Raw genomic sequence first — 20,897 nt, forward strand, 5'->3', positions numbered from 1 at the left:
GTATCGAACAAACTGTTGAAACAGGCATTTGCCATTGCAAAATCCGGAATACCTTACGATGAGAACCATATATCGAGATTGGCTTAAAAAGACTTGCTTTTTAACTCAGTTCTTTGTTGTGCCACGTTTATTATTTAAATCTATTCATCAATTTAGACCAAAACCCTTGTGCATTATTTTCATTCTCTATATCAAGATTAATAATTTCAATTTCTCCTTGCTTTTTTTCTTGCTCTGTTCTAAAATCATCATACTCATAATTCCCCAACTCATCAACGGTATTTTTTATTATAATTTTCCTTTTTTCAAACCATTTGAGTGCATTTTTTGCATCAATAATAATATTGGGGTAGAGTTTATCTAATAGTTCCTTTTGTTCTTTATCTGAAATTTCATTCCAATTTTTTTGATAATTTCCTGCTGGTGGACAAGAAACCAACAAACCATAATTCAGTCCAAGCTTTTGCAAAAAAATATATCCTTTACAATATAAATCATACGTCATTTCTATCGATTCAGCACATTTTTCATCCCTCTGAATTATTGATTCTAAGATTTCTTGTATTTTTTTAATTTCAAATTTCCCATAGTCAACATATTGTTCAATTAATTTAGTTAAATCATTGAGTGCATACTTTGATTTATAGTTTAGTGAAATTAAATCAAGATATAAATCTTCAGGTAGGTTTTGTTCAAGTTCTTTAGAATTATACACCCAAGTTTCAAAATCTTGAATGCTCATTTGATGTTTTAAAACTTGATAAAATCTTAATTCTATTTTATCATCAATATTCATTTATGCATTTCGATTTTCAAATGTGGCACAACGTGTTTGTATAAGAATAGTTGCGGGTTTGCGAGCGAGTTTTTCCGCAGGAAAATCAGATGAAGCAAACCCGCAACTACCTTTGTTTTAGCCTAAAACCGCAATTATTTTTATACTGTGTTGTACGCAGGCTTTTTTTATAATTGCTCCACTAGTTTCCTAGAAGTAACCGTATCATATATAATTTTTAGTTTACTAATCTTGTTTTGATTATCGAATTCAATAATGTCTACTACATCAAATTCCACTTTTTGATTATTCTTTAAAGTTCATTTATAGGTGAAGTAAATAGCTAAATCATTTGATTCATTATCTTCAAAAATTCCTTTTAAATGAAGTTCAGAATTTGAAGTATCGTTATTTAATTCACGATAAAATTCATCTGCTTTTTTTATTCCGTATAGTGGTGAATCAACCATTCCATTTTGATTGAATAAAGCAACTACTTGTCCAACATTTCCATTTTCAAGGTGGCTTATATATTGCCTTGCTATTTCCTTTTTATTCATTATTTTATCAATTTTTAAATTTCAGAGTTCGTTTCTCGGCTTGCGTACAACTTACTTATATACGGAACTTTGTTGAACATATACCCTTAATTTGGGTTGCTATGCCCAAGTTTTATAAATTATTGCTCAGTATATTTTAGTGTTTTTTTTGTGTAACATGCAATATAAACATTATTCTTGTTTACAAATGGATTGCCGATACTATTGATTTTGATTCATTTAGTTGTAGGCGTAATTAAGCTACAAACGTTTTTGATATATTGTTGTTTATCAGTTTCACTTTTCAATAAAAGGGGTTTAAAACATTGAACTAAAGATTGATTTTGAGGATTAATTAATAACTTTTAAAGTTGAAAACTATTAGCTTAAATATTATTACTATTTTTATTGATAGCTCAGCACATGAAAATTGTGTTCAAAAGTTGTTTTTTGCTTTCCGTGTTCTTAACGGGAATGCCCTTAAGATTAAGGTGTCAAAGCATTGATATTTAAATATTTATAAATAGGAGGTGGTTTCTGCCACCCCGACTTTATTATCAAAGAGTTACATGTGAATTCATGTAACTCTTTTTTGTTTTTGTATAAAAAAAGATTTAAAGAAGTTAATCAGACTTAAATTTTAATGAGTTTGATTGTATTTGAATCTTTCTAAGTTCTGAAGCTTTTTTGAGTTTGCCCTTCCTTACAAATGGCTGATACATTACGTCTTTTATCAATTCCAGTAGAATTTCTGCCCTATCCGGACCAAGATTTGGCAAATGAGGATGCGAACCATCATGGCCATCAATAATTATCTGTTTAAGCACATCAAAGGTTTCATCATCAATATCAGCCATTTCTTTCAAATCATTAATTTGATGTTGAACTTTACTTTTGGCCTTTCTATTAGTTCGTAATCGTCATTTATATTTACTGAACTCGATTCAATACCTAGGATTATAAACTTTAAAAAAATTGGCTCATCACAACCAGCGCACAAAAAAAGACATTCCTGTTTTTTTGGTCGAAATCTCTTCAAAGTTGGATAATGCACCAGGGAAGCGAGAATCAAATTGGTAGAACATACGCAATGTGGGCAAACGGTGTTTATTGGCTCATTGAACAATTCAATATCGGTGGTGTTAGATAGTTTGATCTTGTCTTTGACTTTGGTAGAGCTAAATTTATCAAAAAGATTAAGTTAAAACCATCTATGAAGAAGTTAGATCAAAAAAGTACCACCTTAAATAATTGTGCCTTGCTTATTTTTAGCGTTAATTAAATACAGTCATAAGGCTTTCCACCCCTGATATCAATTTTATTGAACCAAAGCTTCCTCTTCAATCTATAATCACCTCGGGCAATCCAAGTTCTTTAATTCCCATTCAACTACCCTTGGGAAAATGATGTGGATATATCTCTTGCTGGTATGAGGTATTGTTCCACCGGCCTCTTATCCGTTTGCATTTAAATTTAGTATTTTCGCAGGAGTAAAAATGCACATATGAAGAAAGTAGTAATCGTTTCAGCCGCAAGAACGCCAATAGGTAGTTTTATGGGAGCTTTATCCTCGGTGCCAGCACCCAAATTAGGTGCCGTTGCCATAAAGGGAGCATTGGACAAGATAGGCCTTAAGCCCGAACTTGTGGAAGAGGTTTTAATGGGCAACGTGGTACAAGCAGGCACCGGGCAAGCACCGGCCAGACAGGCTGCAATATTTGCCGGAATACCCAATACCGTTCCTTGCACCACAGTAAACAAGGTTTGTTCTTCTGGAATGAAAACGATTATGCAAGGAGCACAATCCATCGCTTTGGGCGAAAATTCGATTGTTGTTGCCGGAGGTATGGAAAACATGAGCCTTATTCCTCATTATGCATACATGAGAAGCGGAACCAAGTTCGGTCCCGCCACTTTGGTGGATGGTATGCAGAAAGATGGTCTTGTGGATGCATATGACCAAAATGCCATGGGAGTTTGCGCCGATGCATGTGCAACCGAATATAAATTTAGCAGGGAAGACCAGGATGCCTACGCAATCCAATCTTACAAAAGATCTGCAGAGGCATGGAAAAGTGGAAAATTTGATAATGAAGTTGTTCTTGTAGAAGTACCTCAGCGAAGAGGTGAACCCATAATCGTTAGCGAAGACGAAGAGTATAAAAATGTTAAGCTGGAAAAGGTAGCGTCATTGCGTCCCGCATTTTCAAAAGATGGCACGGTAACCGCTGCAAATGCCTCAACCATTAATGATGGTGCTGCCGCAGTTATCTTAATGAGCGAGGAGAAAGCCAAAGAACTTGGTTTAACACCATTGGCGACCATTAGAGGTTATGCCGATGCAGCCCATGAGCCAGAATGGTTCACGACCGCTCCGGCAAAAGCACTTCCAAAAGCATTGGACCGCGCAGGAGTATCCATCGAGGATATTGATTATTTTGAGTTCAACGAAGCGTTTTCGGTAGTGGGTCTGGCCAATATGAAAATCCTTGGCCTCAACGATTCAAATGTAAATGTGAATGGTGGTGCGGTATCTTTGGGACACCCATTGGGCTGTTCTGGAGCCAGGATTACCATCACCCTATTGAATATATTGGAGCAAAACAATGCCAAATTAGGAGCCGCGGCCATTTGTAATGGCGGTGGTGGAGCATCATCCATTGTTTTGGAAAGAAATTAGTGATTCAATCTGTACAGTAAATGCAATATGGAATTTGTCCTCTAAGTATTGTTCCCATTAGAACAAATCCGGACGATTGTGCCGAAATGTCTTCCCAGTTATTATACGGGGAGCATTTTAAAGTTTTGGAGAGTAGGAAAAAATGGAGCAAGATCAGGTCCGCTTATGACAAGTTTGAAGGTTGGATTCCCAATAATCAATTTCGATTTATCTCCGAGGAGGTCTACAACGAAATTGATAATAAGGTTCCACAAAAGATATCTTCCGACATCATTTCTCACATTTGCACCAAGGATGGTATGCTGTTGCCCATCCTTTTGGGCTCTATGATAAATTCTTCTGCCCTGCTCAACCACACGTTTGAGGGTAATGTTTACATGGACAAAAATCCAAAGGAAAGCCTGGTGGATATTGCTATCATGTATTTAAAGGCACCTTACTTGGCCGGTGGAAAAACGCCGTTCGGTATCGACTGTTCCGGTTTTACACAGATGGTATACAAAATAAATGGCTACTCGTTGGAACGTACAGCTGCCGGTCAGTCAAAGCAGGGGGAAGCTTTGAGTTTTATTGAAGAAAGCGAACCGGGCGACTTGGCATTTTTTGATGATAACGAGGGTATTATAGACCATGTCGGCATTATTTTGAAGGACAATTACATTATCCACGTAAACGGACACGTTAGAATTGACCGGATAGACCATACGGGCATATTCAACTCCGAAGAAAAATTGTACACCCATCAATTACGGGTCATCAAAAAAGTGATATAAAAAAAGCCCCGAATTATCGAGGCTCATTTTTTACAGGAAGTTAATACATATATATAATTACTCTCCCAAAAGCTTTTTGATTCTCATGAAGTTCTCATTGTCACCCAAAGCCCCATAAATGTTTTTCAACTGGGTCAAGATACTTTCGTTATCCGGGTTTGACTGTAATGCATCTTCCAATACAGCAGCTCCTTCTTTGAACAAGCTGTCCTTTTTCTCCTTAAGCTCATCGTACTTGGCGATATCGGCTTTGGAGGTTCCCAGTGCGTTCATTTCATCAATAAGACCATTACCTTCGTTCACATAGGTGGTGGAAAGGTTCAATAGCGCATTGATATAACCTGGATCAATGGCCAAGGCTTTTTTGTAGGCATCCCTTGCGTCTTGCAAGTTTCCTTGCTCCATATTGATTACACCGATATTGTATAGCAAATCGGCATTGTCAGGAGCCATAGCAGATGCTTGTCCCATCAATTCCTTGAACTTCTCTTTATCCCCAATGGCATAGTATAGGTTGGCTTCACCCAATACCAAGTTTACATCTTCTGGATTTTCAGCTCGTGCATCCGCGTAAGCTTCAATAGCTTTTTCGTTCTCACCCATTTGTTGATAAATCAACGCAATGTTCTTAACGATCTCAGGTTTTTTGGAAGGGCTTATCTCCTCTTTGGGATCTTTGTGGGTTCCCGCTTTTACATAAAGGTCACGAGTTGCCTTGTCCATGCTTTCGGTTTCACCGGATTCGACGTTTACGGCAGTATAAGTTGTAGATTCACCATTGTAACCCAAGTCCTTAAGTTCCTTGTAATATTTCAAGGCATCTTCGTAATCCTGACCGTTTACCGCACTGCTGGCGGCATAATAAAGATATACGGTATCCTTAGGGCTTAATTTGTAGCCCATATATAATTTCTCCGCTGCATCACCGAACTTTTTGTTATTGTTGTCCTCAACGGCAGAGTTTACCAAATCAGCAGTCATTTGGCCCATTTTTTCTTGGGCCACTGAAGTATATTTGGATTTACCATCCGCTTCTTCTATCTCGATGACTTTGTTATAGGCGTCAACAGCTTCTTGAAATGCAGAAACCTCACCCTTTTTGGCCAACTCGTAGTTTGCATTTCCCAATAGGGCATAATACTCGGCCTGATCTTTCTCCTTGGCCGAACCGATTGTAGAGGAAGCGCTTACCAAAGCAGCTTTTGCAGCGGCAGCATCACCATCCTTAAGAGCTTTTTCTGCCGTCTTCATCTCATCCTTCTGGGCAAATCCTATTGCAGATACCCCTACGGCCAATAGCATTAATATTCTTGTTCTCATGTTTAAAATTGAAATTATTTAGTGTTTATCGATTATTAATTATTCTTTTTCGTCCGTATTATCATCAATAGCCGTGCCATCTTCCCCTTTGACTTCGATATCCAAGATATCATCTTCGTCGACTGGGTCATCCTCTTTCATCACTTTGGCAACAGCTGCAATAGAATCATTGTCCTTAAGATTGATCAGGCGAACCCCTTGCGTGGCTCTTCCCATAACCCTAAGATTTTCCACACCCATTCGGATGGCGATACCCGATTTATTGATAATCATCAGGTCATCCGTATCGGTAACGTTCTTGATGGCCACAAGACCTCCTGTTTTCTCGGTGATGGAAATGGTCTTCACACCTTTCCCTCCCCTGTTGGTAATCCTGTAGTCTTCAATATTGGAACGCTTACCATAACCTCTTTCAGACACCACAAGAATATCATCCTCGAAATTATGGACAGAAACCATTCCTACCACTTCATCGTTATCATCAGCCAAAGTCACTCCTCTAACACCAGATGCATTTCTTCCCATCGGTCTGGTTTTGGATTCTTCAAAACGAATAGCTTTCCCTGATTTAAGACCAAGGAATATTTGACTGGTTCCCGTAGTCAATTTTGCTTCTAACAGCTCATCCTCATCACGTATGGTTATCGCGTTGATACCGTTTTGACGTGGTCGGGAATATTGCTCCAAAGAAGTTTTCTTGACTGTTCCCTTTTTGGTTGCCATAATGACATAGTGACTGTTCACATAATCCTCATCTTTGAGATCTTGCGTACAGATAAATGCCTTGACCTTGTCATCCTGCTCTATATTGATCAAGTTTTGAATGGCTCTACCTTTGGATGTTCTACTTCCTTCGGGTATTTCAAAAACACGCATCCAAAAACATTTTCCTTTTTGGGTAAAGAACAGCATGTATTGGTGGTTGGTACCCACGAACAGGTGCTCCAAGAAATCCTCATTTCGGGTAGAGGATGCTTTTTGACCAACACCTCCCCTATTTTGGGTCTTATATTCGGTAAGCGATGTCCTTTTGATATAGCCGGCATGCGAAATCGTGATGACCACTTGTTCATCCGGAATCATATCCTCGATACTCAAATCACCTCCCGCGTAGTTGATTTCGGACCTTCTGTCATCACCATACTTCTCCTTTACTTCAAGAAGCTCATCTTTGATGATCTGCATTCTACGTTCTTTCTTTTCAAGAATATCCTTCAAATCTTCGATAGTCTTCAAAAGTTCGGCATGCTCTTCGCGCAACTTGTCCTGCTCCAGTCCGGTAAGCTGTCGCAAACGCATTTCTACGATGGCCTTGGCTTGGACCTCCGTCAATTTGAAACGCTCCATCAATTTGGTACGCGCCTCCTCTACATTGGAAGAACCTCTGATGATTGCGATTACCTCATCGATATTGTCGGAAGCTATGATAAGTCCTTCCAAGATATGGGCACGATCTTCCGCTTTTTTGAGCTCGAACTTGGTTCTGCGAACCACGACTTCGTGCCTGTGCTCCACAAAATGGTGGATAATATCCTTAAGGTTCAACAATTCCGGCCTGCCATTGACCAGCGCAATATTGTTGACACTAAAAGAGGATTGAAGTGCGGTGTACTTGTACAACATGTTAAGCACAATGTTCGGAATGGCGTCACGCTTCAAAATATATACGATACGCATTCCGTTTCTATCAGACTCATCCCTAATAGTGGATATGCCTTCTATTTTCTTTTCGTTCACAAGGTCGGCGGTCTTCTTGATCATGTCCGCCTTGTTCACTTGATAAGGGATTTCGGTAACAACGATACTTTCCTTCCCCTGAACTTCCTCTATGGTTGCCTTGGCACGCATCACAACACGGCCTCGTCCTGTATGAAAAGCTTCTTTTACGCCATCATATCCATAAATGATTCCCCCGGTAGGAAAATCAGGAGCTTTAATGTGCGTAATGAGCTCATCTATTTCTATATCATTGTTATCGATATAAGCTACGGTACCATCTACCACCTCACGAAGGTTGTGCGGAGGCATATTGGTTGCCATACCCACAGCAATACCCGAGGCTCCGTTCACCAATAAATTGGGAATACGGGTCGGCAATACGGTAGGTTCTTGTATGGTATCGTCAAAATTGAGTTGATGGTCCACCGTATCCTTATCGATATCGGCCAACATCTCCTCTGCGATCTTGCGCATTTTGGCCTCGGTATAACGCATGGCCGCCGGGCTGTCGCCATCCACGGAACCAAAGTTACCTTGACCATCCACCAACATATACCTAAGGCTCCATTCTTGGGCCATACGCACCATGGTATCATATACGGAAGAATCACCATGTGGATGATACTTACCTAAAACCTCACCCACAATACGGGCGGACTTTTTATGCGAACTATTGGACCTAACACCCAAATCATGCATTCCGTAGAGCACTCTTCGGTGAACAGGTTTTAAACCATCACGAACATCTGGCAGGGCACGTGACACAATGACCGACATTGAATAATCAATGTAGGCAGATTTCATCTCATCCTCAATATTAATGGGAATTAACTTTTCTCCTTCCGCCATGCTTATTTATTATAGATTTTTTGTGGTTAAATTATCATGGCAATATACAGAAAATAGCAGCCTTTATAACCCTTTGCGAATACTTTATTAAAAAAATTATCAACATTACAGGTATTATCAACAATGCGATAATAAAGCTTTGTTAAATACCTCGAAAACATGAATTATTCCGACATTTACCACTACTTTATCGAATTAGGGTACGGTATTTGACCACCATAACAATACTTTTATTAATTTTAATTGCTGAAAAAGAAACGTATGGACGACAATTTTTCCCCCCGCGTAAAGGACGTTATAGCATACAGCAAGGAAGAAGCCCTTAGACTGGGCCATGATTTTATTGGCACGGAGCACCTTATGCTAGGTCTTTTAAGAGACGGAAATGGCAAAGCCATAAATATATTGGATGCACTCGATGTGGATTTGGACCACCTGCGCAGAAAGGTGGAAATCCTTAGCCCAGCGAATCCAAATACAGGAACGATGCAGAAGGACAAGAAGAATCTTCACTTGACCCGCCAAGCGGAAAGAGCGTTGAAGACAACCTTTTTGGAAGCGAAACTATTCCAGAGTTCTTCTATAAACACCGCACACCTGTTGCTTTGCATCCTAAGAAACGAGAATGATCCAACAACCAAGTTGTTGCACAAACTGAAAGTGGACTACGACAATGTCAAGGAACAGTTCAAATCCATGATCACCAGTGACGATGACTACATAGACACCCCACAAGCGGAATCTTTTCCAGGGGACACAGATGATATGGGAGATAGTAAAGAAGGTTCTTTCGGTTCCGGAAGCGCTGCACAAAAAGGAAACAAAAAATCCAAGACCCCTGTTCTAGACAATTTTGGACGCGACCTTACCCGTTTGGCCGAAGAGAACAAATTGGACCCCGTTGTGGGAAGAGAAAAGGAAATTGAGCGCGTTTCCCAAATATTGAGCAGACGTAAAAAGAACAATCCACTGCTTATTGGTGAGCCAGGAGTTGGTAAAAGCGCCATTGCCGAAGGTCTGGCATTGCGTATTATCAACAAAAAGGTTTCCCGAATACTTTACAATAAACGAGTGGTGACTCTGGATCTTGCCTCTTTGGTGGCCGGCACAAAATATCGTGGCCAGTTCGAGGAGCGCATGAAAGCTGTAATGAACGAGCTGGAAAAGAACGATGATATCATCTTGTTCATTGATGAGATACACACTATTGTTGGCGCAGGTGGAGCAACCGGAAGCTTGGATGCATCCAATATGTTCAAACCCGCATTGGCAAGAGGTGAAATTCAGTGTATAGGAGCCACCACGCTGGATGAGTACAGACAATACATAGAAAAAGACGGTGCTTTGGAACGTCGTTTTCAAAAGGTAATGGTAGAGCCCACATCCGTGGAGGAAACCATCGAAATTTTGATGAACATCAAAGGCAAGTACGAAGAACACCACAATGTAAATTATACGGACGAAGCCATTATGGCGTGTGTAAAATTGACCAACCGTTATATGACGGACCGCTTTTTACCGGACAAAGCAATCGATGCGCTGGACGAAGCAGGGTCAAGGGTACACATCGTAAACATGGACGTTCCCAAACAAATCTTGGAACTGGAAAGCCAGCTCGAAGATGTTCGTGAACTCAAAAATAGCGTTGTTAAAAAACAGAAATACGAGGAGGCTGCCAAGCTAAGGGACGATGAAAAACGTTTGGAAAAAGATTTGGCAACCGCTCAAGAACGCTGGGAAGAAGAAAGCAAACTTCATAGGGAAACCGTATCCGAGGACAATGTTGCCGATGTGGTTTCTATGATGAGTGGCATCCCCGTTAACAGGATAGCACAGACCGAAAGCAACAAATTGGCCGAACTGCCCAATCTTATCAAAGGATTTGTAATCGGTCAAGATGAAGCTGTATCCAAGGTAGCAAGGGCAATCCAACGGAACCGTGCCGGGCTTAAAGACCCGAACAAACCTATTGGCTCGTTCATTTTCTTGGGACAGACAGGTGTTGGTAAAACTCAATTGGCCAAAATTTTGGCCAAGGAGCTATTCGATTCCGAAGATGCCTTGATACGAATTGATATGAGCGAATACATGGAAAAATTCGCCATTTCAAGATTGGTAGGAGCACCTCCGGGATATGTCGGTTACGAAGAAGGCGGACAGTTGACCGAAAAAGTTCGACGTAAGCCTTACTCAGTGATTTTATTGGATGAAGTGGAGAAAGCCCACCCCGATGTATTCAATATGTTGCTGCAAGTGTTGGATGATGGTTTCCTAACCGATAGTCTTGGACGCAAAATTGATTTTAGGAACACTATTATAATCATGACTTCCAATATCGGCGCAAGACAATTGAAGGATTTTGGACAGGGAGTTGGTTTTGGTACCGCTGCAAAAAAGGCGCAGGCCGACGACCACCAGAAAAGCGTTATCGAAAATGCTTTGAAAAAAGCATTTGCTCCTGAATTCTTGAACAGGATAGACGATGTAGTCGTTTTCAATGCCTTGGAAAGAGAGGATATCCACAAAATCATTGATATAGAACTGAACAAGCTCTATAAAAGAATCAAGGAAATCGGTTATGATTTGACGCTTTCCGACAAAGCCAAGGATTACATTGCCGATAAAGGTTTTGATAAGCAATATGGCGCGAGACCTCTTAAAAGAGCCATCCAAAAATATATTGAGGATACCTTGGCCGAGGAAATCGTAAACTCCAAGTTGGAGGAAGGAGACAGTATTTTTATGGACTTGGATGAGAAAAAAGAAGAGCTCACCATCAAAATAGAAAAAGCTGAAAAATCCCCTGAAGCTGAAAAGTAATTGCACAGATAATGCAAAATGAAAAGCTGGCGATTGCCAGCTTTTTTTTGTTCCAGAAATCCACTATCTCTTAATTTGATTTGATATGAGACCTAACATAAAGGACCGGACCACTTAGCCAAAAAAATCACAATTTAATCAAACAGCTTGTCCATTGCCCTTTAAAAAATTAAGTTTGAGGTTTATTTAACCACAACCGATGACCTATACACTAACCTACGAATCGGAAATCGTAGAACCAATGGACAGCCATGAAATGGGTCTCTTATTGGAACAATCCAGAAGCAACAATAAACGCGACAATATAACAGGTTGCCTTATTTATTATATGGGTGGATTTATCCAAGTTCTGGAAGGTGACAAGGCAAAAGTCCTTGACCTTTACGAGAAAATTAAGTTGGACGAACGCCACAAGAACGTACATATGTTTTCTGAAGATGACAATGTAGAAAGAAGCTTTCCTAATTGGGGTATGGCGTACTACCCTATTGATGCCAACACAACGAACAAAAGTGAGTTTGAACAGTTCAAGAGAAACTTATTGCTTTTAGCTGATTTTACCGTACCAAAGCATCTTACCGCAAAATTATTCTGGGAAAGGACAAAATTCTTGATCACAAATCCTCCCAACAATCTTTAGGGTGGATATATCTCCTTGTCCAGATGTAAAATCAGGTAAAGGATAGTATCGTTTTAAAACACCTAGGAGTTATACTTAATCCTGTTTTACGACTCGGGATTACCATACATAAGATATTTTAGCGTTTAATCTATTATTTTTCCACCAGCCTTCCTTCCCCTCTAATTTCGTAGACGAGACACTATAATTACATTTGGGGATGAAAATAACTTCTAAAAAGAAGACCGTGGTGGTACGCGAGTACCAGCTGGAAGTAGGAACCGTACAGGTTTATCAAAACTACATGGTTGCTTCCTTCAACGAGGGCGCCACAATTACATTGGAAAGAACATATCAAATCATCGGAATATCTGAAATCCATTTTAGAGACCGTGATTTTGGCTATATCAGCTTAAGAAAAAACTCCTACGCAATCGACCCCACCGTATACAACTACCTAAGAGGACTGGACAATTTGAAGGCGTTCGCTATTGTTTCCAAAAAGGAAATAGACATGCACAATTTCAATATTGAAAAAATGTTCTATAAAAAGCCCATGGAATTCTTTATCGAGTTTGACAATGCCTTGACATGGATACAAAAAAGACTTAAGACCTTTACTGGAGAAAAGAAATCTTAATTACTATTCTCTTTCTGTTCCATTTCCGGTTGTCGGAGGAGGTCGGCATATGCATTCCCAATATTATCCACTAAAATTGAAGCCTTCAGGGCTTCATACCCTTTGGTTGAAGCTCCCAAATCGCCAGCCAACCCGTGTAAGTACACACCGAATATAGCAGCTTCAACGGACGGATACCCTTGAGCCATAAGCCCCGTTATCATACCAGTTAAGACATCTCCGCTTCCCGCCGTCGCCATTCCTGGGTTTCCGGTTGTGTTCACATAACCTTTATCATTATATATGGTAATCGTATGCGCCCCTTTGATTACGACAACAAAATTATGCTGCTTTGCAAATGACTTGGTCTTTTCCAACTTTTCAAAATCGGATTCCCAATGGCCAATCAACCGTTCCAGCTCCTTTGGGTGGGGCGTCAGCACAGATAATTGAGGAACATCTTTCAACAGTTCTGGGTTCTTCGATAAAATATTCAACCCGTCCGCATCGATGACCATAGGTGATTTAATGTTTCTCAAAAATGAGGAAAAAGCATCAACCGTATCATCATCCTGTCCAATACCAACTCCTATTCCGACCACGGTAGGCTCAAAAGGAATCTCTATTCTCGAAATATTTTTGTCCCGTGAACCTGTCAGCACCATCACTTCGGGTACTGCAGTTTGCAAAGGGTCATATCCGCATTTGGGAACAAAAGCTGTGACCAAACCACTTCCCACACTCAAACAGGAATTGCTCGCCAATTGTACGGCACCAATCTTACCATAGCTTCCTCCAACTATTACCGAATGTCCGTAGGTTCCCTTGTGGGAGAACTTTAGCCTGGGGCGATACATGGGCAATACCTCGGGTCGCCCGATTAGTTCAAAATCCGCTTCAGTATTGGCAATAAATTCGGGGTTCAACCCAATATCAAGTACTTCCCATTGGTTAACGTAAACCCCTGTCTCCGGCAAAAAGAAAATCAGTTTGGGCAATTGAAAACTCAAAACATAACTCGCTTGTATCACATAGGATGCATTCCAAGGTGCCTTATCTACCGGCAGACCAGAAGGAACATCCACAGAAAGTGCAAATGCACGAGAGTCATTGATATGTCCAATCAATTTTCCCACCCAATCATCGGGAGCACGGTTGAGTCCAATACCAAAAATGGCATCTACCACAATATCGTTGGGGGAAAGCTCCGGCAAATCGCTCTCCTCATTTATAAAGTCAGGCCACACCTTAAGATCCTTCAACCGTTCCAAGTTCAACAGAAAATCTTCCGAACGTTTATCGCTATAATTTACTACGTATACCTTGATGGAATAACCATGTTCGTGCAACATTCTGGCCAATGCCATGCCATCTCCACCATTATTCCCGATGCCGCAGAACAATTGAATATTGACTTGGGTACCCCTTAAACGTGAATGAAGCCATTCGAACAACTGGGCTGCCGCCCTTTCCATGAGTTCTTCACTCTTTATCTGTTCTTTTTGTATTGTGGATTTATCAGCTTGATAGATTTGATGGGCAGAAAATATTTTCATTCAATAAAAAAAATTGTTTATTCTTAAGGATTTCGCAAAAAACAACACCGATGATTTGATGAAGCACACAAAAGTACTACTTTTATCATCTCATTACAGAGCAATGCAGTTAAAACAAACGGATATTAACTTTAATTTGATGAATCCTTTTTCATCTACCTTCACTATTACTACTACCACCCCTTTGGGGTAATCTGCTATATATAATTTCGTCCGTTTTTTTAATCTATTTTCAATTTTTCACAACAATATTTCATTATGAAAGTCTTAAAATTTGGAGGCACTTCCGTTGCCAATCCAGAGAATATAAATAAGGTCAAATCCATCCTAAGCAATCAAAGTGAAGGTCAAATCGCCGTTGTGGTTTCAGCATTTGGAGGCATAACCGACCTACTGCTCAAAGCTTCACGTTCCGCATCCCAACAAGATATCAGCTATACAGAAAGTCTTAAGGAAATCGAGGACAGGCATATTTCAGCCATACGTGAATTGATTCCCGTAAAGTCGCAAAGTGCAGCCTTGAGCAAAGTAAAGAGTGAACTCAATATTCTGGAAACCCTGTTGGAAGGAGCCTTTTTAATCGGCGAGCTTACACCAAAGCTATCCGACAAAATTGTGAGTTACGGCGAATTGCTTTCTTCCTTTATCATAAGCGAATTCCTTAAATCGGAAGGCTTGGACGTTGCGTTCAAGGATAGCCGGGAACTCATTAAAACAGACAGCAATTTTGGTAGAGCCAATGTGGACTTTACATTGACCAACACACTATGCCAAGATTTTTTTGCCGCTAACAAGAACCAAATTACCATACTACCGGGCTTTGTGGCCTCCAGTAAAAGTGGTGACCTGACCACTCTTGGTAGAGGAGGTTCCGACTATACCGCAGCTATTATCGCTGCTGCAGTGCATGCTGATATTCTGGAAATTTGGACCGATGTGAGCGGTATGTACACTGCAAACCCAAAACTAGTAAAACAGGCCAAATGCGTAGCCAATATTAGCTATCAAGAAGCCATGGAGTTATCCCATTTTGGCGCCAAGGTGCTTTATCCGCCAACTATCCAACCCGTGCTGGGCAAGGAGATTCCCATTGCCATAAAAAATACGTTCGCACCTGAAGAACCAGGTACATTAATTGCCAAAAACAATAATGGAAACGGAAAAACAGTGCGTGGCATAAGCCATGTGGGCAACATTAGCTTGCTTTCTTTGGAAGGCCCCGGGATGATAGGCATCCCCGGCATATCCAAACGGTTTTTTGAAACGCTTTCGGTAAAGAACATCAGTATCGTACTTATCACCCAAGCATCTTCCGAACACTCGATTTGCGTTGGTATTGCGGATGAAGATGTGGATTTGGCTGCAGAAGCGGTGAACGAAACCTTTGAATTCGAGATATCAACCAAAAAAATTAAGCCTGTCATCGTTGAAAAGGATTTGACCATCATTGCCCTGGTCGGTGACAATATGAAAAGTCATCAAGGTTTGAGCGGTAAAATGTTCAGCACTTTGGGCAAAAACAACGTAAATATCCGCGCCATTGCACAGGGGGCGTCGGAGCGGAACATTTCAGCAGTCATCAAAAAAGAAGACGTAAAAAAAGCCCTCAACTCCCTGCACGAGACATTTTTCGAAGAAAACATCAAACAGCTCAACCTGTTCGTGATGGGTGTCGGAAACGTTGGTTCTAAATTTTTACAACAAATTCGTCAACAAAAAAAGTATTTAAAGGAAGAACTAAAACTCAACGTTCGTGTCATCGGTATCAGCAATTCCAGAAAGATGGCCTTTGATGAAAGTGGCATTTCCTTGAAAGACTGGGAAAATATTCTGGACCAAGGAGAAGCTGCGAACAAAGAAGCATTTTTTGACCGCATAATAGCTCTGAACTACCGTAATAGCATTTTTGTGGACAATACGGCCAATGCCGAGGTTTCCAAAAGCTATTCCAGCTATCTAAAAAACAGTATATCAGTGGTCACTTGTAATAAAATTGCATCCTCTTCGGATTATGCCTATTACAAGGAACTAAAGCAATTGGCCAAACAATACAACGCACCCTATCTATTTGAAACGAATGTCGGCGCTGGTTTGCCCATATTGGACACCTTAAAACACCTGATTGCCTCCGGAGACAAAATCAGGAAGATTCAGGCTGTGCTTTCGGGAAGCTTGAACTTTGTATTCAATACATTTAATGACGGTACTACCTTCCACGACGTGGTAAAGCAGGCCCAAGAACAAGGCTATACCGAGCCCGACCCGACCATCGACCTAAGTGGTGTTGACGTGATGCGCAAAATATTGATTTTAGCCAGAGAAAGCGGCCATCAATTGAATATTGATGATATTGAAAATGAAGCCTTTTTACCCAAGGAAAGTTTAGAGACCAGCTCCAACGAAGCATTTTTTGAAAGTTTGAAGAAATATGAAGCCGATTTTCAAAAATTGTACAAGGATGCTGCCGCTTCGGATAGCAAGCTAAAATATGTGGCCCAGTTTGAAGATGGAAAGGCCAAGGTAGGACTGCAACAAATACCAAAAGGACATGATTTTTATAATCTGGAAGGAAGCGACAACATTGTGCTGTTCTTCACCGATAGATATGTGAATCAGCCGTTAATTATAAAAGGAGCCGGAGCAGGTGCGGATGTAACCGCATCGGGTATCTTTGCTGATATAGTTCGAATTGGAAATTTCTAAAGAATGGAAGAAATAAAAGTATTTTGCCCAGCGACCATTGCCAATGTGTCCTGTGGGTTCGATGTTTTAGGCCTGGCCCTTGATTCCGTAGGTGACGAAATGACCATTAGAAAAACTGCCGAAAAAGGTATTCGCATCACAAAAATATTAGGACAGAACCTACCTCTTGAAACCGAAAACAATGTGGCAGGAGTGGCAGGCATGGCCTTATTGGCCAAAAGCAACTACGATGGTGGTTTTGAAATAGAAATCGATAAGCGCATCAAACCGGGAAGTGGCATCGGCAGCAGCGCTGCAAGTTCCACAGGGGCCGTTTGGGCCATGAACGAATTGTTGGGCAGACCTTTTTCCAATTTGGAATTGGTACAGTTTGCCATGAAAGGGGAAAAATTGGCCAGCGATGTGGCCCATGCCGACAATGTTGCCCCAGCCATTTATGGGGGCTTTACTTTGGTTAGGAGTTACGAACCGCTGGACATTATCCCGATACCAACGCCATCGGAACTGTACGCTACCGTAATCCATCCACAGATAGAGGTTAAAACCTCCGATTCCCGAAAGATTTTAAAGACCACCATTTCCATGCAACAAGGTATCCGGCAGTGGGGAAATTTGGGCGGTCTGGTCGCAGGGTTATTTCAAAACGACTACGATTTGATTGGACGTTCGCTGCACGACCATATCGTCGAGCCCATCCGTTCCATGTTGATTCCTTCTTTTGATGACATCAAAACAAATGCTGTAAAAGCAGGAGCTCTGGGAAGTGGAATCTCTGGGTCGGGCCCATCTATTTTTGCCTTAAGCAAAGGTGAAGAAATTGCCCAAAAAGTAGCCGATTCCATGAAAATAACGTATCAAAACATTGGTGTGGATTTTGACATCCACGTTTCCAAAGTAAATAGCCAAGGTGTAAAGAAAATTGCCTAAATCCATGAAATTCTACAGTCTAAACAACCATAACATCCAAGCTTCGTTCAAAGAGGCAGTCATTGCAGGAATAGCTCCCGATAAAGGACTTTATTTTCCAGAAAGTATCACGCCGCTTCCTGCTGATTTTTTCGAGAATATTGAGAAACTATCCAACCACGAAATAGCTTTCAAGGCAATTCATCAATTTGTGAACGAGGACATTCCGGATGAAGCTCTAAAAGATATTATAGCAAACACCTTGGATTTTGATTTTCCCGTAGTCGAAATCGAAGAAAACATAGCGACATTGGAACTTTTTCATGGTCCTACCATGGCTTTTAAAGATGTCGGAGCTCGTTTTATGGCAAACTGTCTCGGCTACTTCTCCCAAGGGGAAAAACAGGATGTAACGGTTCTCGTCGCCACCTCCGGAGACACGGGCGGCGCTGTTGCCAATGGCTTTTTAGGGGTCGATGGTGTAAAAGTTGTTATCCTCTACCCTAGCGGAAAAGTAAGCGAAATCCAAGAAAAGCAATTAACTACATTAGGTCAGAACATCGAAGCCATGGAAGTGAAAGGCGTTTTTGATGATTGCCAGCGTATGGTGAAAACAGCTTTCTTGGACAACGAAATAACAGACCATAAAAAATTGACTTCTGCGAACAGTATCAATGTGGCCCGATGGCTGCCCCAACTGTTCTACTTCCTATTTGCATACAAACAGGCAAAATCAAAAGGTAAAGAAATTGTTTTTTCTGTGCCATCAGGGAATTTTGGAAACATTTGTGCCGGAATGGTAGCCCAAAAACTGGGAATGCCCGCAAAGCATTTTGTGGCCTCAACCAATGTCAACGATGTGGTACCTAAATTTATGGCAAACGGGGTTTACGAGCCCATGTCATCCGTTGCCACCATTTCCAATGCCATGGACGTGGGCGACCCGAGTAATTTTGTCCGAATCCGTCATTTGCACCAAGATGATTTAAAGACGTTGCAGCAGCATTTATCTTCTTATTCCTTCACGGATAACGACACCAAAAAGATTATGAAGGAGGTTTATTCCCAAACAGGCTATATGCTGGACCCACACGGTGCCGTTGGTTATTTGGGTGTTAGGGAATACCAAAAATCACATCCAAATACCTATGGTATTTTCTTGGAAACCGCGCATCCGGTTAAATTTTTAGATGTTGTTGAAGAAACTCTGGGCTTAAGCCCAGAAATTCCATCGCAAATCATAAAAGTGATGGACAAAGAGAAAAAATCCCATAAAATATCATCCTACGAAGAACTGAAGCAGTATCTAATCACTACCTAATCCGATCAATCCAACTTGGGCAGTTGAAAACTGTCCAAGGGACTGGGTTGTTTCATTACTTCTTCAATTTCCTCTGCTTTTCTCGGTGCCATGCCCGATAAGTTGACAGGTCCATTTTCGGTAATTAAAATATCGTCTTCGATTCGAACGGCAATGCCCCACCATTTTTCATCGCAATCACTGTTTTCTGGAATATAGATTCCAGGCTCAACGGTAATCACTTGATTGGCTTTAAGGGCTTGATAGGTACCTGCATCGTGCACGTCCAACCCTAAATAATGGGAGGTTCCATGCGGAAAGTAAACCCTTGCTTCCTTGGCATCTTTAATAATGCCGAGGTCCATCAATCCCTTGGTCACCACTTCCAAAGAAGCTTGATGCGGGTCCCGGAAAGAAGCACCTACCACACTAGCGGCAATGCCCGCTTCCTGCGCATTATAAACAATATCGTAAATGGCCTTTTGCTCTGGAGAGAATTTGCCATTGGCCGGGATGGTACGGGTCACATCCGCGGTATAACCATGGTATTCGGCCCCCAAATCCATCAATACCAAATCGTCCCCGACCTTGGTCTTGTTGTTCTCGATATAGTGAAGTATACAACCATTATGACCCCCACCAACAATTGAGGGATAGCCTTCGTACTCGGCTCCATATCTTTTATATACATATTCGTGTACACCCTGAATCTCGGTCTCGGACATATTGGGATGCATGGCCTTCATCACCTCAATCTGACCCACAGCTGAAATTTCGATTGCCTTTTTAAGCAGCTTCATTTCTTCCGGGGTTTTATCCTGACGCAGTTCGGCCATTACCTTCGGTAAAATACTGGAATCCAAATTGGATGAACGTTGCACCACCAAAATTTTATTTTTGATCTCGTCCCTAATTTCTTGGTTATTGGCCTCCACAAAATCGTTCAGGAGTTCATCATCCTGAAGTTCTGGATAGCGTTCCATAGCGCGTTCCACCATCTCGGATAATTCATCGGCCTTATCCGGGGTGGTAGTGGCCATCCTCTGATACAAATCATTGCGTACAGGGTTATAGTCTGCAGGATAGTTTGCCTTAACCTTGAAGGTCTTTACCAAATCGAACAAATCTGCCGAACCTGGCTTATCTCGATAGTCATTTTGAAAGTCGACAAATGAAACATGGTCGAAGGAAGTAAAATCCAATGGAAACTTTTCAAACTCGCTTCCATTGTACACCATAGTAAACCCAAGTTGATTTTTCACTCCTTCTACTCCCAAGCGTTTACCTGTCCATTGCTCCGCTCTGGCATTTCTTTCCTGCACGTAAAAAATCTCGTCAAAGGAATTTCCAGAAGCATCGGTCTGCTCTTCGGAAAAAATGACCAAGACCGCATTGGGCTCTTTGTATCCTGTCAAGTAATAAAAATTGGGATCCTGATGATATATGTAATCAACATCGTTGGCCCGATTACGTTCTGCATTGGCAAAAAGGACCACAGCCGTGTTGGGCGGTAATTTCTCCCTAACGGCGTCCCTTCTTTCCTTATGGAAATCGGCCGGCAAATAATCAGTTGGTAAATCCTGTGAAAAGGTAGTGGCAGCAACTAGCATTACAGACAAAAGGCTCAAAGTTAATTTTGACATGCTTCTATTTTTGTTCAAAATACAAATTTTGGACATATAATTCCGTGTGGGTTGATTCAGTTTTAGCAAAATCATA

General features: G+C 41.1%; 14 protein-coding genes and 1 pseudogene. 8 read left to right on the forward strand and 7 right to left on the reverse strand.

The window, feature by feature from the left end:
* Window positions 1–130: 130 nt before the first annotated feature.
* The 3 genes and pseudogenes from GUA46_RS16190 to GUA46_RS16200 all read right to left on the reverse strand — a co-directional run.
* Window positions 131–796 carry a hypothetical protein gene (locus tag GUA46_RS16190; RefSeq protein ID WP_176621352.1) on the reverse strand — a complete coding sequence of 222 codons (666 nt, stop codon included), beginning with the start codon at window positions 794–796 and terminating at the stop codon, window positions 131–133.
* A gap of 299 nt (window positions 797–1,095) precedes the next feature.
* Window positions 1,096–1,335, reverse strand: coding sequence for a hypothetical protein (locus tag GUA46_RS16885; protein WP_229418541.1), 240 nt, complete (start codon window positions 1,333–1,335; stop codon window positions 1,096–1,098).
* A gap of 602 nt (window positions 1,336–1,937) precedes the next feature.
* A pseudogene (locus GUA46_RS16200) lies at window positions 1,938–2,198 on the reverse strand (DUF4145 domain-containing protein); the annotation flags it as partial.
* A 620-nt stretch (window positions 2,199–2,818) separates the two neighbouring features.
* On the opposite strand from GUA46_RS16200, the gene GUA46_RS16205 reads away from it, so the two are divergent.
* Both GUA46_RS16205 and GUA46_RS16210 read left to right on the forward strand, forming a co-directional pair.
* On the forward strand, window positions 2,819–3,994 hold the full coding sequence (locus GUA46_RS16205; protein ID WP_176621354.1) for an acetyl-CoA C-acyltransferase: 1,176 nt from the start codon (window positions 2,819–2,821) through the stop codon (window positions 3,992–3,994).
* A gap of 20 nt (window positions 3,995–4,014) precedes the next feature.
* Entirely contained in the window at window positions 4,015–4,767 is a 753-nt protein-coding gene (locus GUA46_RS16210) for a C40 family peptidase (RefSeq protein ID WP_176621355.1), read from the forward strand.
* Window positions 4,768–4,824: 57 nt separating this feature from the next.
* Here the strand turns inward: GUA46_RS16210 and GUA46_RS16215 are convergent, their stop codons facing one another.
* The gene (locus tag GUA46_RS16215; RefSeq protein WP_176621356.1) at window positions 4,825–6,087 is read right to left on the reverse strand and encodes a tetratricopeptide repeat protein; all 1,263 of its coding nucleotides are present in this window, start codon (window positions 6,085–6,087) and stop codon (window positions 4,825–4,827) included.
* 39 nt (window positions 6,088–6,126) lie between these two features.
* Complete coding sequence (gene gyrA, locus GUA46_RS16220) at window positions 6,127–8,655, reverse strand: DNA gyrase subunit A (protein WP_176621357.1); 2,529 nt, start codon at window positions 8,653–8,655, stop codon at window positions 6,127–6,129.
* A 261-nt stretch (window positions 8,656–8,916) separates the two neighbouring features.
* On the opposite strand from gyrA, the gene GUA46_RS16225 reads away from it, so the two are divergent.
* From GUA46_RS16225 to GUA46_RS16235, 3 genes are all read left to right on the forward strand, one after another.
* On the forward strand, window positions 8,917–11,475 hold the full coding sequence (locus tag GUA46_RS16225) for an ATP-dependent Clp protease ATP-binding subunit (protein ID WP_108245051.1): 2,559 nt from the start codon (window positions 8,917–8,919) through the stop codon (window positions 11,473–11,475).
* A gap of 199 nt (window positions 11,476–11,674) precedes the next feature.
* Window positions 11,675–12,115 carry a BLUF domain-containing protein gene (locus tag GUA46_RS16230; RefSeq protein ID WP_108245050.1) on the forward strand — a complete coding sequence of 147 codons (441 nt, stop codon included), beginning with the start codon at window positions 11,675–11,677 and terminating at the stop codon, window positions 12,113–12,115.
* A 199-nt stretch (window positions 12,116–12,314) separates the two neighbouring features.
* Window positions 12,315–12,734, forward strand: a complete 420-nt coding sequence (locus tag GUA46_RS16235) for an STAS/SEC14 domain-containing protein (RefSeq protein WP_176621358.1) — start codon at window positions 12,315–12,317, stop codon at window positions 12,732–12,734.
* On the opposite strand, the gene GUA46_RS16240 is transcribed toward GUA46_RS16235, so the two are convergent.
* Window positions 12,731–14,269: an NAD(P)H-hydrate dehydratase gene (locus tag GUA46_RS16240; protein WP_176621359.1), complete on the reverse strand. Its 1,539-nt coding sequence runs from the start codon at window positions 14,267–14,269 to the stop codon at window positions 12,731–12,733. The two genes, GUA46_RS16235 and GUA46_RS16240, sit on opposite strands and share 4 nt — an antisense overlap.
* 258 nt (window positions 14,270–14,527) lie before the next feature.
* Between GUA46_RS16240 and thrA the strand changes: the two genes are divergently transcribed.
* From thrA to thrC, 3 genes are read left to right on the forward strand one after another with little or no spacing between them, the layout of a single operon-like run.
* Window positions 14,528–16,972 (forward strand): bifunctional aspartate kinase/homoserine dehydrogenase I, encoded by a 2,445-nt coding sequence (thrA, locus tag GUA46_RS16245; RefSeq protein WP_176621360.1) that lies wholly within the window; start codon window positions 14,528–14,530, stop codon window positions 16,970–16,972.
* Between the two features lie 3 nt (window positions 16,973–16,975).
* Complete coding sequence (locus GUA46_RS16250) at window positions 16,976–17,899, forward strand: homoserine kinase (protein ID WP_176621361.1); 924 nt, start codon at window positions 16,976–16,978, stop codon at window positions 17,897–17,899.
* A 4-nt stretch (window positions 17,900–17,903) separates the two neighbouring features.
* Window positions 17,904–19,199 carry a threonine synthase gene (gene thrC / locus GUA46_RS16255; RefSeq protein WP_176621362.1) on the forward strand — a complete coding sequence of 432 codons (1,296 nt, stop codon included), beginning with the start codon at window positions 17,904–17,906 and terminating at the stop codon, window positions 19,197–19,199.
* A 5-nt stretch (window positions 19,200–19,204) separates the two neighbouring features.
* Here thrC and GUA46_RS16260 read toward each other — a convergent pair whose 3' ends face one another.
* A complete protein-coding gene (locus GUA46_RS16260) occupies window positions 19,205–20,821 on the reverse strand; it encodes an aminopeptidase P family protein (protein WP_176621363.1) in 1,617 nt (538 codons plus the stop codon).
* Window positions 20,822–20,897 lie beyond the last annotated feature (76 nt).

The organism is Flagellimonas chongwuensis (assembly GCF_013376415.1).
In the GTDB taxonomy this organism is placed as follows: Bacteria; Bacteroidota; Bacteroidia; order Flavobacteriales; family Flavobacteriaceae; genus Flagellimonas; species Flagellimonas chongwuensis.

Excerpts from the sequence above, each read along its gene's own strand:
- GUA46_RS16190 (WP_176621352.1), bottom strand. The coding sequence starts at position 796 with ATGAATATTGATGATAAAATAGAATTAAGATTTTATCAAGTTTTAAAA.
- GUA46_RS16885 (WP_229418541.1), bottom strand. The coding sequence starts at position 1,335 with ATGAATAAAAAGGAAATAGCAAGGCAATATATAAGCCACCTTGAAAAT.
- GUA46_RS16205 (WP_176621354.1), top strand. The coding sequence starts at position 2,819 with ATGAAGAAAGTAGTAATCGTTTCAGCCGCAAGAACGCCAATAGGTAGT.
- GUA46_RS16210 (WP_176621355.1), top strand. The coding sequence starts at position 4,015 with ATGCAATATGGAATTTGTCCTCTAAGTATTGTTCCCATTAGAACAAAT.
- GUA46_RS16215 (WP_176621356.1), bottom strand. The coding sequence starts at position 6,087 with ATGAGAACAAGAATATTAATGCTATTGGCCGTAGGGGTATCTGCAATA.
- gyrA (WP_176621357.1), bottom strand. The coding sequence starts at position 8,655 with ATGGCGGAAGGAGAAAAGTTAATTCCCATTAATATTGAGGATGAGATG.
- GUA46_RS16225 (WP_108245051.1), top strand. The coding sequence starts at position 8,917 with ATGGACGACAATTTTTCCCCCCGCGTAAAGGACGTTATAGCATACAGC.
- GUA46_RS16230 (WP_108245050.1), top strand. The coding sequence starts at position 11,675 with ATGACCTATACACTAACCTACGAATCGGAAATCGTAGAACCAATGGAC.
- GUA46_RS16235 (WP_176621358.1), top strand. The coding sequence starts at position 12,315 with ATGAAAATAACTTCTAAAAAGAAGACCGTGGTGGTACGCGAGTACCAG.
- GUA46_RS16240 (WP_176621359.1), bottom strand. The coding sequence starts at position 14,269 with ATGAAAATATTTTCTGCCCATCAAATCTATCAAGCTGATAAATCCACA.
- thrA (WP_176621360.1), top strand. The coding sequence starts at position 14,528 with ATGAAAGTCTTAAAATTTGGAGGCACTTCCGTTGCCAATCCAGAGAAT.
- GUA46_RS16250 (WP_176621361.1), top strand. The coding sequence starts at position 16,976 with ATGGAAGAAATAAAAGTATTTTGCCCAGCGACCATTGCCAATGTGTCC.
- thrC (WP_176621362.1), top strand. The coding sequence starts at position 17,904 with ATGAAATTCTACAGTCTAAACAACCATAACATCCAAGCTTCGTTCAAA.
- GUA46_RS16260 (WP_176621363.1), bottom strand. The coding sequence starts at position 20,821 with ATGTCAAAATTAACTTTGAGCCTTTTGTCTGTAATGCTAGTTGCTGCC.